This is a genomic window from Streptomyces sp. NPDC021012, assembly GCF_044333355.1.
Lineage (GTDB): Bacteria > Actinomycetota > Actinomycetes > Streptomycetales > Streptomycetaceae > Streptomyces.
The window spans coordinates 967,667-984,538 of the sequence record NZ_JBIRQU010000003.1 but is presented as its reverse complement, the minus strand read 5'-3'; the positions used below and the strand labels follow the sequence as shown (position 1 = coordinate 984,538).

General features: G+C 72.8%; 11 protein-coding genes. 5 read left to right on the top strand and 6 right to left on the bottom strand.

Going from position 1 to position 16,872, the window contains the following annotated elements; genetic code table 11:
- The coding region (locus tag ACH4TP_RS14210) for an ABC transporter permease (protein WP_398437817.1) at window positions 1-461 on the top strand (461 nt) is incomplete at its 5' end.
- Window positions 462-514: 53 nt separating this feature from the next.
- Here ACH4TP_RS14210 and ACH4TP_RS14205 read toward each other — a convergent pair.
- The 3 genes from ACH4TP_RS14205 to ACH4TP_RS14195 form a co-directional block, all read right to left on the bottom strand.
- Window positions 515-2,836 carry a collagenase gene (locus ACH4TP_RS14205; protein ID WP_398437816.1) on the bottom strand — a complete coding sequence of 774 codons (2,322 nt, stop codon included), beginning with the start codon at window positions 2,834-2,836 and terminating at the stop codon, window positions 515-517.
- 163 nt (window positions 2,837-2,999) lie between these two features.
- Entirely contained in the window at window positions 3,000-4,502 is a 1,503-nt protein-coding gene (locus tag ACH4TP_RS14200; RefSeq protein WP_398437814.1) for a chlorohydrolase family protein, read from the bottom strand.
- Window positions 4,503-4,673: 171 nt separating this feature from the next.
- Entirely contained in the window at window positions 4,674-5,978 is a 1,305-nt protein-coding gene (locus ACH4TP_RS14195) for an SgcJ/EcaC family oxidoreductase (RefSeq protein ID WP_398437813.1), read from the bottom strand.
- Window positions 5,979-6,373: 395 nt separating this feature from the next.
- Here ACH4TP_RS14195 and ACH4TP_RS14190 point away from each other — a divergent pair, with 395 nt between their 5' ends.
- Genes ACH4TP_RS14190 through ACH4TP_RS14175 form a run of 4 tightly spaced genes read left to right on the top strand, consistent with a single transcriptional unit; the run spans window position 6,374 to window position 12,809 of the window.
- Window positions 6,374-7,924, top strand: coding sequence for a hypothetical protein (locus tag ACH4TP_RS14190; protein ID WP_398437811.1), 1,551 nt, complete (start codon window positions 6,374-6,376; stop codon window positions 7,922-7,924).
- 39 nt (window positions 7,925-7,963) lie between these two features.
- Complete coding sequence (locus ACH4TP_RS14185) at window positions 7,964-9,706, top strand: FHA domain-containing protein (protein WP_398437809.1); 1,743 nt, start codon at window positions 7,964-7,966, stop codon at window positions 9,704-9,706.
- Window positions 9,703-11,346 carry a serine/threonine-protein kinase gene (locus ACH4TP_RS14180; RefSeq protein WP_398437807.1) on the top strand — a complete coding sequence of 548 codons (1,644 nt, stop codon included), beginning with the start codon at window positions 9,703-9,705 and terminating at the stop codon, window positions 11,344-11,346. The genes ACH4TP_RS14185 and ACH4TP_RS14180 overlap by 4 nt, the downstream gene beginning before the upstream one ends.
- Window positions 11,347-11,372: 26 nt before the next feature.
- Window positions 11,373-12,809 (top strand): hypothetical protein, encoded by a 1,437-nt coding sequence (locus ACH4TP_RS14175; protein ID WP_398437805.1) that lies wholly within the window; start codon window positions 11,373-11,375, stop codon window positions 12,807-12,809.
- 31 nt (window positions 12,810-12,840) lie between these two features.
- On the opposite strand, the gene pntB is transcribed toward ACH4TP_RS14175, so the two are convergent.
- From pntB to ACH4TP_RS14160, 3 genes are all read right to left on the bottom strand, one after another.
- Complete coding sequence (gene pntB, locus ACH4TP_RS14170) at window positions 12,841-14,259, bottom strand: Re/Si-specific NAD(P)(+) transhydrogenase subunit beta (RefSeq protein ID WP_398437804.1); 1,419 nt, start codon at window positions 14,257-14,259, stop codon at window positions 12,841-12,843.
- 1 nt (window position 14,260) lies between these two features.
- Window positions 14,261-15,787: a Re/Si-specific NAD(P)(+) transhydrogenase subunit alpha gene (locus tag ACH4TP_RS14165; RefSeq protein ID WP_398437802.1), complete on the bottom strand. Its 1,527-nt coding sequence runs from the start codon at window positions 15,785-15,787 to the stop codon at window positions 14,261-14,263.
- Window positions 15,788-15,979: 192 nt separating this feature from the next.
- Window positions 15,980-16,642 (bottom strand): deoxynucleoside kinase, encoded by a 663-nt coding sequence (locus ACH4TP_RS14160; protein ID WP_398437801.1) that lies wholly within the window; start codon window positions 16,640-16,642, stop codon window positions 15,980-15,982.
- Window positions 16,643-16,872: the final 230 nt, after the last annotated feature.

Below are 16,872 nucleotides of genomic sequence, written 5' to 3'. Positions count from 1 at the left end.
TCATCACCGGCCACGTCATCGGCAGCGTCATCCAGTCCGTCGCCAGCGTCCTGCTGGTCGGCGCGGTCGGCCTCGCGATCGGCTTCCGCTCCACCGACGCCACCTGGATCGAATGGCTGGCCGCCCTCGGCCTGCTCATCCTGTTCGCCACCGCCCTGACCTGGATCGCCGTCGGCATGGGCCTGGTCAGCCCGAACGCCGAGGCCGCCAGCAACAACGCCATGCCCCTGATCTTCCTCCCGCTGATCTCCAGCGCCTTCGTCCCCGTCGACCAGATGCCCGGCTGGTTCCAGCCCATCGCCCAGTACCAGCCCTTCACCCCCGCCATCGAAACCCTCCGCGGCCTCCTCCTGGGCACCGAGATCGGCCCCAACGGCTGGCTCACCCTCGCCTGGAGCCTGGCCCTGACCCTCCTCGGCTACTTCTGGTCCAAGTCCGTCTTCAACCGCGACCCCAAGTAGCAGATGCCGGGGAACACGTTCGCCGGGGCCCCGCGGGGCCCCGGCGAACCGTTTTACTTGGACTGCGTGGAGAGGGTCACGCCGCTGAAGCTCTGTGCGGCGGCGAGGCTGAAGTAGACCCAGCCGGAAGGCGGGTTGTCGATCGTCAGGGTCTCACCGTTACCGGCGTTGGTGGACTTCGCCTGGTAGGCGCTGGTGGTGGCCCAGCTGCCGCCGCCGTAGTACAGGTCGGCGTTGCCGGTGCCGCCGCTGCTGGTGATCGTCAGCTGCTTGACGCCGGCCGGCAGGTACACGAAGTGGTAGCTGTAGTTGCCGGTGGTGGCGGCGAGGTTGTCCCGGCGGCAGTTCTGGTCGAACTGGCGGGGGTCGCTGCCGGTGCACAGCGGGACGGGAGCGGCCGTCGAGGCGTCCGGCAGCGTTCCGCAGTCCTTGGTGGCGCAGTCCGTCGACAGCCAGGTCGCGAAGTCCGCGTCGTAGCGGGTGCCGATGGTCTGCTTCAGGACGGTGCGGGCCCCGGCCCAGTCGCCGGTGCGGTACTTGCCGAGCACGGTCTGGACGTCCGCGGGGTGCTTCTGCAGCATGTAGCGGACGGCGAGCCAGCCCCAGCGGTAGACGCGGTTGGAGTTGACGTCGGGGTCCGCGTCCTGGCCGTAGACGGTGTCGAAGAGCTCGCTGAGCTTGTACGTGTTCTTGGCGGCCTCGGCGATCGCGTTGGCGTTGCGCTCGTTCCGGTAGCCGTACGAGATGTTCTCGGCGATGCCCTCGACCCACCAGATGGTCGGCGTGGTCATGCCCGCCTCGAAGTCGCCGTACATGTTGAAGCGGCCGTCGAGGTAGTGGGTGTACTCGTGGTTGAGGTTCCAGATCTGGAAGGCGGGGCGCAGCCAGCTGGCCTCGTGGGCGATGAAGCGGGCCTGGTTGCCGGGGAGCGCCGGGTTGCCCTCCTCGTACATGCCGCCGTTGTCGACGTCGATGTCGTAGATGGCCCAGGCGTACAGCGCGTACTGGGTGTAGTCGTCGAAGGCGACGACCTCCAGGTTGGTGTTCACGTCACCGGGGATCGCGCCCTGGTCGCCGATGATCCGGTGGAAGTAGGCGTCCTCGCCGACCAGGCTGGTGCAGGTGCTCGCCAGCTGGTCCGGGGACATGTCCTGGGCGCGGATCTTCAGGCCGGCGTTGCAGGTGTACTGGGTCGGCAGGACGAGGGGGAGCACGCGCTGGCCCAGGTCGCAGATGGCGTAGGCCGCGCAGTTGCCCCTGTCGTACTGGCGCGTGTACCAGCCCAGGTTCATGGTGAGCGGCGCGGTGGGGCCGACGTTCGGGTACCGGTTGATCAGGTCCTTCAGGAGCGGGCGGACCTTGTCCTTGAGCTCGGGGACGTCGAGGGCGTAGCCGAGGTAGCGGCCGACGTTGCTGACGACGTCCAGGCGGTTGAGCTCCGCGCCGTTGCGCGTGATGAAGCCGGCCCAGGTGTCGAGGATCGCGGGGTCGGCCTTGAGGGCGGCCCGCCAGCCGCGGGCGTCGTTCTTGGCCTTGAAGCCGTTCTCGACGACCCACTCGACGTGCTGCATGGCGAGGTTCATCTGACCGGGCCACGTGCCGGTGTAGCCGCCGAGCATCCACTTCACGACACCGGCGTACCGGCCCGCCTCGTGGGTGCTGTCGATCAGCGTGACGACCTCGTTGAGGATCTCGCCGTTGGCGTCGGTGACGTCCTTGCTGCGCGGGTTGGCGAAGAAGGCGTCGAGGGCGCCGCGCGCCGCGCCTTCCAGCGCCGGACCGTAGGCGCCGACGACGTCCGCGTTGTTGTCCTGCACGTAGTACCCGGCGCGCAGGAACATCACCAGCTGCCCGGTGGAGGCGCCGTTGTCGCCCGCGTACGAGGCGGAGTTGTCGCGCAGCGCGTTGGCGACGGTCACCATCTGGGCTTCGCGGAAGGCCTTCCGCGCGTTCTCCCCGGTGAGGTTGAACAGCGGGTAGGTACAGGTGATCTGGGGGAGCGCCTTGAGCTCGTTGACGAGCGCGGTGCCGGTGGCGTTGATGACGCCGGAGAGGTCGCCGCAGGCGTCGGCGGCGATGGCCGACGCCTGCTTGCCCGCCTTGGCGGCGGGCGCGGACCGCGGGGCGGACTCCTCGGCGGCGTCCTGCGAGGAGAGGCGGAAGCGGGGGTTCTTGCTGATCGCATGGGGCGACCTGGGGACCGGGATCGACCGCGACGAGGCCGTGGTCCCCGCCTTGTTCGCGCCGCCCGGGGCCGTGGCGCCGACGGTGGCGGCCTGGCTCTGCGGCGCGAACAGGCCGAGCGTGAGGAAGACCGCCGCACCGAGCGCGGGGAGTCTTCGCGCGTGGGTCTTCGGTATCCGGAAGGGAAGCATCTGTGGGGGCCTCCGGGGCCGTTGGGGCCACATGCTGGGAAGCACGGGCGTCTGACACGTGACGTGTAAAATTTCACATGTCGCATTGTTCTGGAAGACCTACGGCAGGATTCGTCGATCAGCACGGCGAAAAGGCCCCCGGAGGGCGGCGGTTCGGCCCGTGTCACTCGGCGGGCGGGAGCACCCCGTCCGGTCGGGCGCCGTCCCGGAAGGGCGGGAAGGCCGGCGGGAACAGCTCATCGGCGTCCCGGCGGAGGATGTCGCGTTCGCCGTACGCCGCCCGCATCTTCTCGAACAGGCCCTGCGCCCGCTCCTGGAGGGCGGTGAGATCGACCCCGGGGATGCCGCGGTCGACGAGGACGGGGCGGCCGGCGACGACGGAGTCCGTGGCCTGCCGCGCGGTGCCGCTGAGCAGGAAGGTGCGGACGGGGTCGTCCTGCACGCCGTCGCGGATGTCGCCGAGACCGAAGGCGACCAGGTCCGCCTGGGCGCCGGCCTGGAGCCTGCCCAGGTCGCCGCGGCCCAGGGCGCGGGCTCCGCCGAGCGTGGCGGCCTCGACGTACCGCTCGACGGGTGCCGCGTCCATCCTGCCGTCGACGGCCTTCGCGAGGTGGACGCCGAGGTCCATGCCGCGGATCAGGTCGGGCGGGAAGGAGTCGGTGCCGAGGCAGAGGTTGACGCCGGCCCGCCGGTAGGCGCCGAAGGAGTGCAGCACGTCCCCGTACCGCAGGGAGGTCTGCGGGCAGTGCACCACGGACACGCCGGCGCGGGCCAGCGTGGCCAGATCGCCCCGGTCCTCGCCGTGCACGTCGGGGTGCCGGTCCACCAGCACGGTGTGCGGCACGAGCAGTCGGGTGCCCAGCAGGCCGGTGCTTTCCATCAGTTCGAGGGGGGTCATGCCGTGCAGGTCCTGGACCAGGTCCCGTTCCAGGGTGCTCTGGAGCGCGTGCAGCCGCACGAGGACGTCGCGCCGGCGGGCCGTGGCCGCGGTCTCGCGCAGCAGTTCCTCGGTGAGGGTCTCGATGCGGCAGGGCAGCAGCACGCCGGTCAGCAGCGGATCGGCGAGCTCGTCGAGGTGGTCGAGGAACCGGACGGCGTCCCGCAGCCCGGCCCGCCCCAGCTTCTCGTCGAACGCCACGTCCCGACTGCCGTCGGGCAGCGCCACGTTGACGCCGGAGCGGTAGGCCGGACCGAGGTAGCCCCGCAGCCCGAGCCGGCGCGAGGTCTCGGCCATCGCCACCAGCTCGTCGTACGGCTCGGCCCACGCGCTGTGCACTTCCGAGGCGATCGGCATGTAGGTGGTGATGCCGTGCAGGGCGAGCTGCACGAGGGCGTACTCGCGGACCGTGTGCCGCTCCTCGGGGGTGAACACGTCGCGGCGGCGGTGGGTGAAGTAGTCCAGGGACCACTGGAGCCCGTGGCCGCGCTCGGGGTCGGACCACGAGTCGAGCACGAGGTGGTCGATGTCGGTGAGCGCGTCGAGGTCGATCAGCCCCGGCATGACGAGCGACCGTCCGAGGTCGCGCTCCTCGTCGACCGGACCCTCGTAGCGCGGGCCGACGTACACGATGACGTCGTCCTCCCACACCACCTCGCCGTCCCGCAGCAGTACGTGACCGCCGTCCTGGTGGGCGAGTACGTGGCGGGCACGCCAACGGGTGCGCATACGGCCTCCTGAGGACTCATGGCGAGGCCGTCATCGTAGACATTGGTATACAGAATGAGAAACCACTGCCCCTCGAACGGCGAAGAACCCTGCTATAACCTCACCACGCCGGTATACCGTCTCGGTCATCCGGCCGGACGCGACGCGAGCCGCGTCCGGCCGTGCGGGGCGTCAGCCGACCGCGACGGTGTTCTGGGCGGCGCCGACGCGCCAGGCGCCGTCCTCCTTGACCAGGACGTAGAAGGGGCGGCCCTCGGGCTGGTCGGGGATCCGGGTGCCGTCGTGGGCGACCGGCTGCTGGCGGACGTTCACCGCGGCGACGTCGGGGCGCAGGAACAGCACGCGCTCGACGTCGTAGACGGCGGTGGACTCGGCCATCGCGCCGGGCAGCACCTTCCGGGTGAAGGCCTCGATCTCCTCGAAGCCCGACAGCCGCTTGCCGTGGCCGGTGGTCCACACCGGGTCCTCCCGGCGGAAGACGCTCAGGAACCGGTCGACCAGCTCGTTCTGCTGGGCGTGCTCGACCTCGGCGACCAGGCGGTGGATCGCGGCCACCTCGGCGTCGGTCTCCGGGCCTTCGGGGGCACCGAACACCTCGACCGGCCGGTACGAGCCCGAGACCAGCTCGGCCACCGGGCCCGGCCCGGACGGCTGCCAGCCGAGGGCGGTGCGGGCGGCGGCGCCGCTGACGCTCTGGTCGAGGGCGAGCGCGTCCGCGAAGAGCGGGCCGAAGTCCTCGGCGGCCTTCTCCACCGACAGCACGCGCGGGGCGGCGAGCACTCCGGCGGCGCGGCCCGCGGCGCGGGCCAGGTCCCGGACCGGGGTGGCCGACTCTCCGACGCCGTGCCAGACCGTGCCGGCCCCGGCCCGCTCGACGGCGGCCACGAACAGCTCGGCCAGGTCGTCCACGTGGACGGTCGGCCAGCGGACGCCCTCCTCGCCGAAGTACTCGGGCACCCCCTGGCTGCGGGCCCGGTCGACGAGGATGGCGGGGATGCCGCCACCCCTGCCGTACACGATGCCGGGCCGGACGACGACCGCGCGCACGTCCTCGGCGACCTCCGCAAGCACCCGCTGCTCGATCCGCGGACGGTAGCCGACGATGCCGATCGGGTCGGTCGGCACCTCCTCGGCGACCTCCTGGGCCTCGCCGGTGGCGCCGAGGACCCAGACGCCGCTGGTGTAGACGAAGGGGCGGCCGGTGCCGCGCAGCGGGGTGGCGAGCGCGTCGACGGCGGCGAGGTCGGTGTCGGCGTCGCCGCTCGGCGGGGCCAGGTGGATCACCGCCTCGATGTCGGGGGTCACCAGACCGGCCAGCGAGGCCGGTTCGGCGGTGTCGCCGACCAGCCGGGCGTGCCAGGCCGGGTGCGACGCCGCACCTCGGGTGACTCCGACGACCTGGTGCCCGGCGGCGGCGAGGTGTTCGGAGACGGCGGAGCCTATGTAGCCGGTGGCGCCTGTGAGCAGAACCTTCATGACGTTCCCGTCCTGAGGAACGAGACGTGACGCCTCGTTCGCCGACATGGTGACGTGCCGGTTCAGTCGATCACATTTCCCCGCCGGATCGGCTCCGTATCCGAGGCTCCGCCGGGGCGCCGGTCTCCGCCCCCGCGCCGGAGGCCACCGCTCCGATCGCAGTACACGGTGCGGAGAACGAAGACTGGCTGAAACCTGTTTGCCGGGACGGCCCCCGAAAGGCGGTTTCGTCCCTTCCTGGCCCCTTGCACCAGGCGGTCGAAAGCCTCTATAAGGTTCCATGTAGGCATCGGTTGGGATGGCCGGAAAGGCATCCATGCCGCCGACCAGGGGGACCCTCCACTTCCCGCCGGGAGCACCGTGCGCGCACGCGTACCGACGGAGGACGTGAGGCCATGACCGACAACGACGCCTTTCGCGATGCCATGACCCGTCTGGCGGTCGATCCCGCGTTCGCGGAGCACCTCGACGGCGACCCCGACGAGGTGGCGCGCGGACTCGGTCTGACTCCCGAGCAGGTCAACGAGTTGCGCCGGCTCCGCGTGGAGTCCGGTACGGCCGAGGGGCCGGCCACCCTCGACGCCCGGCTGTCCAAGTCGTCGCTCTTCTTCGGCAACGCGGCCCACGCCCTGGCCGCCCACGACGTGCCCGTCGACGCCGCCCCCCAGGACCCGGCGGAGGCCCTGGGCCACTCCCATGACCTGGCCGCCCAGCTCGACGGGACGGCGTCCGACCCGGCCGGCCTGATCGGCGGCGCCCTCACCGACACGCCCGTCGGCGACGACGGCTCCCTCCTCGGCGACTTCGGTGACTTCGGCGGCCTCGGGGACGCCGAGGGCTTCGGGGACACCGGGAGCCTCGGGGACACCGGAGGCTTCGGGGACTTCGGCTCTTTCGGTGACGGCGATACGGGCTTCGGCGAGGCCGGACTCGGCGGCCACGACGGCGGCTTCGGCGGCGAGTTCGGGGGCGGGTTCGGCGACGGCTTCGGCGACGGCTTCGGCGGTGGCGCCGGAGACGGCTTCGGCAGTGGCGCCGGAGACGGCTTCGGCAGTGGCGCCGGAGACGGGTTCGAGGGCGGCCACGGCGGTGGGCTTGGCGACGGGTTCGGCAGCGGGTTCGAAGGCGGCCACGGCAGCGGGTTCGGAGGAGAGTTCGGAGGCCACGGGGGCGGTCCCGAGAGCTTCGGGCACGGTGGCGTCTACGCGGACGGCGACGACGGCGGCTCCGGGGGCGGCGAAGGCGGTGGAGGCGACTCCGGCGGCGGGGACGGCAGCAGCAGCGAGAACGGCCGTCGACCCGGCTCCGGCGGCACCGGCGGAGGCGACGGCGGCGGCGAAGGAGGCGGGGGCGACGGCGGCAGCAGCGAGAACGGTCGTCGACCCGGTGGCGGCTCCGGCGGAGGCGAAGGCGGCGGCGGCGACGGTGGCGGTGGCGGCGGGGACGGCAGCAGCAGCGAGAACGGCCGCCGGCCCGGTGGTGGCGGCACTGGCGGAGGCGACGGCGGCGGGGGCGAAGGCGGTGGTGGCGGCACTGGCGGAGGCGACGGCGGCGGGGGCGAAGGCGGTGGTGGCGGCGGAGAGGGCAGCAGCAGCGAGAACGGTCGCCGGCCCGGCTCCGGCGGCACCGGCGGAGGCGACGGCGGCGGCGAAGGAGGCGGGGGCGGCGAAGGCAGCAGCAGCGAGAACGGCCGTCGACCCGGCTCCGGCGGCACCGGCGGAGGCGACGGTGACGGAGAAGGAGACGGCGGCAGCAGCGAGAACGGCCGTCGGCCCAGCGGCGGCGGTGGGCGCGACGAGACGCCCGGTCCCGATTCCGACGGCGCCCGCGGCGGGCTGGTCCGTCCCGGGCTCGACCGGCTCGGCGACAGCCACCTGCACACCGCCGGGCCGGGTCACGACGCGCTCGGTGGCCTGTCCGGCGGTTCCTTCGGCGCCGGTTCCTGAGGCGCCGGGCCCACGACCATGCTCTGTCATGCCTGTCGCGTGCACGTGCGGCGCGACTTCCCGTACTGCCTGCGCTGCGGCACCCTGCGCCGCGGCGCGGCACCGGCGTCGTTCGCCGCGCCCCGGCTGCGCGGCCTCGACGACCCCGATCTCCTCGTCCCGCTGACCGGCGAGGTCACGACGCTGGGCCGGGGAGCGGAGAACGACGTCGTCCTGGCGGACGGCAGCGTGTCGCGCCGTCATGCCCGCGTCGTACGGGACGCGTCGGGGTTCCGGGTCGAGGACCTGGACTCGTTCAACGGCACGGCCGTCGCCGGGGCGACCCTGCACGGCGGTTCGGCGCGCCTGGACGACGGTGCCGAACTGTCCGTCGGCGACGTGCGGTTGGTGTTCGAGCAGCCGAGGGACGCGCGGATCGGCTCCCGTACCGTCATGGCCGGCACCCAGCTCACCGGGCTGCCGGCCGGGGCCGTACCCGAGCCGGAGGCGCCGGAGGCGCACGGTCCGCTCACCGCGCGGCCGCGCCGCCGCGGCGGGTGGGCGCTCAAGCAGGTGCCCACGAGCGGCCGCGCGGAGCCGTACTGGGTGCTGAGCAACACGCGGACCGGCAGGTACCTCCGGCTCGACGAGCGCGAGGCGTTCCTGTGGAACGCCCTCGACGGCGACGTCACCGTGCGGGACCTGCTCTTCGCGTACGCGGACCGCTTCGGCGAACTGGCGCTGCCGCGGATCGAGGCCGCGCTGGCGGCGTTCGAGGGCGCCGGGCTCCTGCGCGGTCTGCCGGGGCGGCGGGAGGAGAAGGCGGTGTCAGGGCCGCGCCGGGTGTGGCGGGCCGTGTACCGGGCGCTGCTGAAGCTGGAGGTGTCCGTGCCGGGCCTCGACGGGCTCGTGTCCCGGCTGTACGCGGGCGGCGGCTGGCGGTTCTTCACCCGTACCGGAGTGGCGCTCGTCTGGCTGTCGCTGCTCGGCGGTCTGGTGGTGTTCTTCGCGGTGGCTCAGGGGCGGCAGCACCTCCTCGACTTCGGCGGGTCCGGTGTCTGGGGGCCGGTCGCGCTGGCCACCGGTTACGTCTCGGCGCTCGTGGTGCACGAACTGGCGCACGCCCTGGCGGTGAAGTCGTACGGCCGGAGGGTCCGGCGGGGCGGCTTCATGCTGATGATGGGGATGCCGTTCGCGTTCGTGGACACGAGCGACATGTGGTTCGGCACCCGCTGGTCGCGGGTCGTGGTGGCGCTGTCCGGGCCGGTGTCGACGGCCGCCCTGGCGGGCTGGTGCGCCGTGGGCGCGGCCTTCCTGCCGGTGGGGCCGGTCTCGGCCGTGCTGTTCCACCTGGCCTTCGGGCTGTATCTGAACACCCTGTACAACTTCAACCCGCTGATGCCGCTCGACGGTTACCAGGCGCTCACCGACGCGCTGCGCGTGCCGCGGCTGCGCGAGGAGGCGAGCGCGTACTTCCGCAAGGGGCTGTGGCGGGACCTGCGGGCGGGCCGCCGGCCGGGGCCGCGGCAGGCGGGCATGGCCGCGTACGGCCTGGCCGTGGTCGTGGGGACGTACGGCTTCCTGGTCCTGGCCCTGCTGGCCTGGCGGTCCCGGCTCGGGGAGTGGCTGGACGGTCGGGTGCCCGCGCCGTGGGACACGGTGATCGTGGCGGTGGTCGTGGCCCTGGTGGCGTTCCCGGTGTGGGCGGCGCCGATGCGGTGGCTGGCGCGCGTGGTGAAGCGGCGTCGCGCGGCGGCGGGCGGGACGGCCGTGGTCGGCACGGCCGTGGAGGGGACGGCATGAGCGACGTACAGAAGGAAGGGTCGTCCAACGCCCGGGTGAAGGAGGGCGGTTGGGCGGTTCCCGGGTACGAGGCCGTGCGGACGCTCGGCCGGGGCGCGGGCGGGCGGGTCGTCCTGGCGCGCCACGAGGCGACGGGGGTGCCCGTGGCCGTCAAGTACCTGAGCGAACGGCTGCACGGCGACCGGGAGTTCCTGGCCCGGTTCCGTGCCGAGGCGCGGCTGCTCGGCGAGCTGCGGCACCCGTGCGTGGTGCGGCTGTACGAGTACGTGGAGGCCCGGCGGGGCGCGGCGATCGTCATGGAGGCGGTCGACGGGGTCACCCTGCGCGAGCTGCTGCGTGAGCACGGGGCCACGGGTCCGGAGGCGGCGCTCGTGCTGCTCAAGGGCTCGCTGCTCGGGCTCGGCGCGGCCCATGCGGCCGGGGTGGTGCACCGCGACTACAAGCCGGAGAACGTCCTGGTGCGCGCCGACGGTTCGAGCGCGCTGGCCGACTTCGGCATCGCCGTGCGCGCGGGCCGCGAGGCGGAGGCCGCGGGCACTCCCGCGTACATGGCGCCCGAGCAGTGGGACGGCGAGCCGGCGAGCCCGGCGGGCGACGTGTACGCGGCGACGGCCGTGTTCCACGAGTGCCTCACCGGCCGGCAGCCGTTCGTCGCCGACGACCTGATCGCCCTGCGGCTCCAGCACCTGCGGGCGCCGGTCGAGGTGGCCGACGTGCCCGAGCCGGTGCGCGACCTGGTCCGCGCGGGCCTGGCGAAGGACCCGGCGGACCGGCCCGGCATCGACGCCTTCCTCGCCGGACTCGAACGCGCCGCCACGGCCGGCTACGGCGCGGACTGGGAGGAGCGCGGGCGCCGCGGGCTCGGACGGCTCGCCGCCCTGCTCGCCCTGCTGTTCCCGTTCGCCACGACGACGGCGGTGTACGAGGCGACGCCGGCGCTGACGGTCCTGGGCCGCCTGAAGGGCGTCCTCGGAAAGACGCTGATCGGGGCCGCCGTGCTGGCCGTGGTCGCGGCCGGTGCGGTGGCGGTGGCGAACGCCGGAACGGCCGACGACACGACGACGACCTCGGCCGTCTCCGTGCCGTCGCGGACTCCGGCATCCGGTGTCCCGGCCCCGTCCTCCTCGTCCCTCCCGCCCTCGGCCTCTCCGACGCCGAGCGGGTCGCCGTCCGGCAGCCCCTCCGCCGAACCGACACCGGGCGACACGACGACGGCACCGACCACGGACACGCCCGGACCGGACCCCACGACGCCCGCCCCGACCCCGACGCCGACCGCTCCGACGCCCATCACCCCGGATCCGACCACCACGGCCCCGGAGGCCCCGACGCCGGGCACGATCACGATCGTCATCGGCTCCCTGCGCCGCGGGGCGGGCAGCACGCTGATCGCCGACGTGACCGTCGACACCACCGGCACCGGTCCGCTGACGCTCACCGCGGACTTCTACGCCGACACGCCCGCCGAGTCCTACGGTTCGCAGTCCCGCCGGCTGTCGGGCGACACGCGGTACTCCCTGACCTTCCAGGGCGACTTCGCGAACCACCCGTGCCGGGGCACCTGGAACATCGCCGTCAGCAGCAGCCCGCAGTCCCCGGGCGGAACGCGGACGGCCTCCGCCGACGCCCCGCCGTGCTGAACCACCACCCAGGAGAACGAGGCACGATGAGCACACCGCCGACGCCGCCGACGACCCCGGCACCCGCCTCGGTCGCCGGGCGCGCGCTGTCGGACTGGTCGCGGGACGGCCGGTTCGGCACCTGGTACGCCCTGGGGCCCGCCGACTCGGCGGAACCGCCCCTCGGCGCCCTGCGGATCCACCGCGCCCTGCTCGCGCCGAGCGGTGCGCGGGAGCGGCTCACGGCCGCGGTGCGCGCGGTGGCGAAGCTGCGGCTTCCGGGCGTACCGGCCACGGTCGACCTGCTGCGGGAGGCGGGGGACGTATGGCTGATCGTCGCGCGCCCCCCGGCCCGTACCGTCTCCGACCTGCTGGCCACGGGCGCGCCCGGGCTCGACGAGGGCAGCGCGGCGAGCGTGCTCAACGAGACCGCGCAGACGCTGCTCGCCCTCCACGCGGCCGGCCTCGCCCATGGATCGCTCACCCCCGGCCAGGTGGTGCTCGCCCCGGACGGCACCGCGCTGCTCGCCGAGGCGTCGCTGGCCACCGCGCTGGGCGGGGCCGACGCCTCCACGGCCTCCCTCCAGGAGGCCGACATCGCGGCGTGGGCGGCGCTCGCCCGTACCCTCGGCGCGACCTGGGCGGCGCCCGGCACACCGGCGGCCGACCTGTTCGCCCGCTGCTCCGACACGGCCGGGTCCGACGGCCTCGCGGCCGCCCGTACGACGCTCACCTCGGCGCGCGCGACGCTGCCCCGGGACTTCCTGCGCAGGACGGCCCTGCGGGCGGCGGCGGCCGCCGCCCTGACGGAACTGACGGAGCCGGCTCCCCCCAGGACGACGGAACCGGCGGCGGTCACCGCGGCGGACTCCCCCGCCCCCGTCGCTCCCGACGAACAGCGCACCGTCCTCGGCAAGCGCCACCGGAGCGAACCCGCCACGCCGCTCACGCCCACACCCGGTGAGGACGAGGACGAGATCGTGCTGCGTTTCGGCCCCGGCGTCCCGCCCTCCGAGGAGGAGGCGCTGCGCGCCCTGTGGGCCGCCCCGGCTCCCGCGACCGCCCCCGTGCGCCGCCGACGGCGGCGCCGGGCCGGTCTGCTCGGCGCCACCGCCGCGCTGGCGGCGGTGGCGGTCGTGCTGTGGCTGCTGCTGCGTCCGACGGCGGGCCCGGCGGTGACGGCGGTCCGGGTCACGGCCCCGCCGCAGCAGTTGGCGTGCGGCGGGACCGCCGAGGTGACCGGTGTGGTGACCACGGACGGCCGCGCCGGCCCGTTCACGTACCGCTGGCTGCGCAGCGACGGTCAGCGGTCCGGGGTGCTGACCCGTACGGCCCGCCGCGGCGAGCACGAGGTGGCCCTGCGCCTTCGCTGGACCGTCCGCGGTCCGGGCCGGTTCCACGGCACCGCCCGCCTCCAGGTCCTGCGCCCGGACACGACCCCGCTCGAAGCCTCGGCCGCCTTCACCTACGCATGCGCCGGGTGACGGTCGCGGCGACGAGCACGGGCAGGGCCGGTCAGAGCGCGCCGACGATGTCCTCGACCCGGGCCTTCGCGTCGCCGAAGAGCATCGCGGTGTTCTCACGGAAGAACAGCGGGTTCTGCACGCCCGCGTAGCCGGAGGCCATCGAACGCTTGAAGACGATGACCTTGTTCGCCTCCCAGACCGTGAGGACCGGCATTCCGGCGAGCGGGCTGGAGGGGTCCTCGGCGCCCGCCGGGTTGACCGTGTCGTTGGCGCCGATGACGAGGACGACGTCGGTGTCGGCGAAGTCGTCGTTGATCTCGTCCATTTCGAGGACGATGTCGTACGGCACCTTGGCCTCGGCCAGGAGGACGTTCATGTGGCCGGGCAGGCGGCCGGCGACCGGGTGGATGCCGAAGCGCACGTCGACGCCCTTCGCGCGCAGTTTGGAGGTGAGCTCGGCGACCGGGTACTGCGCCTGGGCGACGGCCATGCCGTAGCCGGGTGTGATGACCACGGAGCGGGCGGCGGTGAGGAGTTCGGCGGCCGCCTGGGCGGTGATCTCCTGGTGCTCGCCGTAGTCGACGTCCGAGCCGGAGGGCGCCTCGATGCCGAAGCCGCCGGCGATCACGGAGAGGAACGAGCGGTTCATCGCCTTGCACATGATGTACGACAGGTAGGCACCGGAGGAGCCGACCAGCGCGCCGGTGACGATCAGCAGGTCGTTGCCGAGGAGGAAGCCGGAGGCCGCGGCGGCCCAGCCGGAGTAGCTGTTGAGCATCGAGACGACGACCGGCATGTCACCGCCGCCGATCGAGGCCACCAGGTGCCAGCCCAGGGCCAGCGCCAGGACCGTCACGGCGATCAGGAGCCACAGCTCCGGAGTGGTCACGAACCACACGGTCAGGGCGACGAACAGGGCCAGCGAGCCCAGGTTCAGCGCGTTCTTGCCCGGCAGCGTCAGCGGCTTGGAGCTGATCTTCGCCGAGAGCTTCAGGTAGGCGACGACGGAGCCGGTGAAGGTCACCGCGCCGATGAACAGGCCGATGAACACCTCGGCGTGGTGGATGCCCAGGGTGCCGAGCGCGTCCAGGGCCCGGGCCTCGTGGCCGTCGGGCTCGTGCTCGACGTTCAGGAAGCCGTTCCAGCTGACCAGTACGGCGGCGAGGCCGACGAAGGAGTGCAGCAGTGCGATCAGTTCGGGCATGCCGGTCATCTCGACGCCCCGGGCCCGCTGCAGTCCGATCAGGGCGCCGATCAGCATGGCGACGGCCGTCAGGCCGAGGCCGGCGGTGCTGATGTCGCCGTCGACCGCGAGCACGATCGTCGCGACGAGGGCGACGGCCATGCCGAGCATGCCGAAGGCGTTGCCGAGCCGTGCCGACTCGTGCTTGGAGAGTCCTGCCAGCGCGAGGATGAACAGCAGCGCGGCGACGAGGTAGGCCGCCTGTGCGGCGATGGTCGCAGACATGTCAGCTCCGGTTGAACATGGCGAGCATGCGACGCGTCACCGCGAAGCCGCCGAAGACGTTGATACTGGCCAGGAGGATCGCCACGGACGACAGCACCGTGACCGCCGTGCTCGCGTGCCCGATCTGCAGGAGGGCACCGACGACGATGATCCCGGAGATGGCGTTGGTCACCGACATCAGCGGCGTGTGCAGGGCGTGGTGCACATGGCCGATCACGTAGTAGCCGATCACGATCGCGAGCACGAAGACCGTCACGTGGGGCAGCAGCGCCGCCGGAGCGAACCCGGCGGCGAGGAACAGCGCCAGCGCGGCGACGGCCACACCGCCGAACCTCCGCCTCGCCGTCATCGGCTCCTTCACCGGCGACGGCTTCGTCTCGGCCGCCTCGGCCGCGGGCGTCGGGGCCGCCGAGACCTCCACCGGCGGAGGCGGCCACGCCGACTCGCCCGCCCGTACGACCGTGATCGAGCGCTGCACCGGGTCGTCCCAGTCCAGGACCAGACGCCCGTCCTTCTCCGGCGTCATCAGCTTCAGCAGGTTCACCAGGTTCGTGCCGTACAGCTGCGAGGCCTGCGCCGGCAGCCGGCCCGCCAGATCGGTGTAGCCGATGATCGTCACGCCGTTCTCCGTGACGGTCTTCTCGCCCTTCATGGTGCCTTCGACGTTGCCGCCGTTGGCGGCCGCCATGTCGACGATCACCGAGCCCGGCTTCATGCCCGCCACCATCTCCGCGGTGATCAGCGTCGGCGCGGGGCGCCCGGGGATCAGCGCGGTGGTGATCACGATGTCGACCTCACGACACTGCGCGGCGTACAGCTCGGCCTCGCGCGCCTTGTAGTCGTCCCCCATCTCCTTGGCGTAGCCCGTCCTGGAGACCTCCACCTCGGGGGACTCGATCGACAGGTACTCGCCGCCCAGCGACCGGACCTGGTCGGCCACCTCGGGCCGCGGGTCGGTCGCCCGTACGATCGCGCCGAGCGAGCCCGCCGCGCCGATCGCGGCCAGACCCGCGACACCGGCGCCCGCGACCAGCACCTTCGCCGGCGCCACCTTGCCCGCCGCGGTCACCTGGCCGGTGAAGAACCGCCCGAACGTGTGCGCCGCCTCGACCACGGCCCGGTAGCCGGCGATGTTCGCCATCGACGACAGCACGTCCATCGACTGCGCCCGGCTGATGCGCGGCACGGCGTCCATCGACAGCGCCGTGAACGGCCGGCGGCCCAGCTCCTCGACCATCGCGGGGTCGAACGCCGGCGCGAACAGCGCGATCACCGTCGCCTCCGGCCGTACCCCGTCCAGCTGAGCGGGGCTCGGGGCGTTGACCCCGAGGACCACGTCCGCGGCCGCCGCGTCTCCGACGGTCGCGCCGGCGGCCTCGTAGGCGCTGTCGGTGAAGCCCGCCGCGACACCCGCGCCGGAGTCGACGACCACCCCGTACCCCAGTTTGCGGATCTGTTCGACGGTGGCCGGTGTGGCCGAGACGCGGTGTTCACCCGCCCGCGCTTCCTTGAGGACTCCGACAATCACGAGTGTTCTCCGTTCGCTGCTCTGGCCGTCAACGGGGTGTTCTCGACTTGATCAGAAGTGCGCCCACCGAGCACCGGAGCGCGCCGCTCAGCTTGGCCGCCTCCGACTCTCCTTGAACAGCGTCCACGGGTGAGGTGTACGCAACATCCGCCGTGGTGCGCCGCGCCCCGGGGACCTTCCTCGGCGACGGCTTCAGGCGCGCTGCCTGGCGGCGACGAGGGCGTCCCTGACCTCCTGTACCACGCGGGCCGCGTCGTCGGGGTTGTTCACGACGTCCGTGCGGTTCATGTCGATGACGAGGACCTCGCTGGCCGAGTAGTGCTTGTGGACCCAGTCGTCGTAGCCGGACCACAGCGTGCGGTAGTACTCCACGAGGGCCTCGTCCTGCTCGAAATCGCGCCCCCGCAGGCCGATGCGGTGCAGCACCGTCCCGAAGTCCGCCTTGAGGTAGACCATGAGGTCGGGCGCCTTGCGGTACGGGAGGCCGTCGATCTCGCGCATCATCTCCTCCAGCAGCCCCTCGTACACCTGCATCTCCAGGGAGCTGATGCGGCCCAGGTCGTGATTGACCTTGGCGAAGTACCAGTCCTCGTAGATGGAGCGGTCGAGGACGTTGTCGCCCTGCCTGTACGCCTCCTTGATCGAGGCGAACCGCGTCTGCAGGAAGTAGAGCTGGAGCAGGAAGGGGTAGCGCTTCGCCTGTATCTCCTCGGGGCTCGCCGTGTAGAAGAGCGGCAGGATCGGGTTGTCGTCCACGCTCTCGTAGAAGACGTCGCTGCCCAGCTCCTTCGCGAGCAGCTCGGCGACGCTCGTCTTGCCGATCCCGATCATGCCTCCGACGCAGATCACTGACATACCTCACTTCTCCCTGGGACTTGTGTTCGCGGCGAGAGCCGGGCCACCTTTACCACCCGGCGTGTTGCGGCGGTCACTCGATTCCCCGGGACCGTCATGATCGGTGTCACATGATCCCCCGCCCGGGCCCGGCCCCGACGCGGGCCGCTGTACGGGGCCTCCCGGAAGAACAAGCCATCGCCTCGTGGCCGCTCAGAAGCATAGATGACGCCTCGCGCGCATCGGCCTGG

Bases quoted from the DNA above. Each gene is read 5' to 3' on its own strand.
- ACH4TP_RS14205 (WP_398437816.1), bottom strand. From the start codon at position 2,836: ATGCTTCCCTTCCGGATACCGAAGACCCACGCGCGAAGACTCCCCGCG.
- ACH4TP_RS14200 (WP_398437814.1), bottom strand. From the start codon at position 4,502: ATGCGCACCCGTTGGCGTGCCCGCCACGTACTCGCCCACCAGGACGGC.
- ACH4TP_RS14195 (WP_398437813.1), bottom strand. From the start codon at position 5,978: ATGAAGGTTCTGCTCACAGGCGCCACCGGCTACATAGGCTCCGCCGTC.
- ACH4TP_RS14190 (WP_398437811.1), top strand. From the start codon at position 6,374: ATGACCGACAACGACGCCTTTCGCGATGCCATGACCCGTCTGGCGGTC.
- ACH4TP_RS14180 (WP_398437807.1), top strand. From the start codon at position 9,703: ATGAGCGACGTACAGAAGGAAGGGTCGTCCAACGCCCGGGTGAAGGAG.
- ACH4TP_RS14175 (WP_398437805.1), top strand. From the start codon at position 11,373: ATGAGCACACCGCCGACGCCGCCGACGACCCCGGCACCCGCCTCGGTC.
- pntB (WP_398437804.1), bottom strand. From the start codon at position 14,259: ATGTCTGCGACCATCGCCGCACAGGCGGCCTACCTCGTCGCCGCGCTG.
- ACH4TP_RS14160 (WP_398437801.1), bottom strand. From the start codon at position 16,642: ATGTCAGTGATCTGCGTCGGAGGCATGATCGGGATCGGCAAGACGAGC.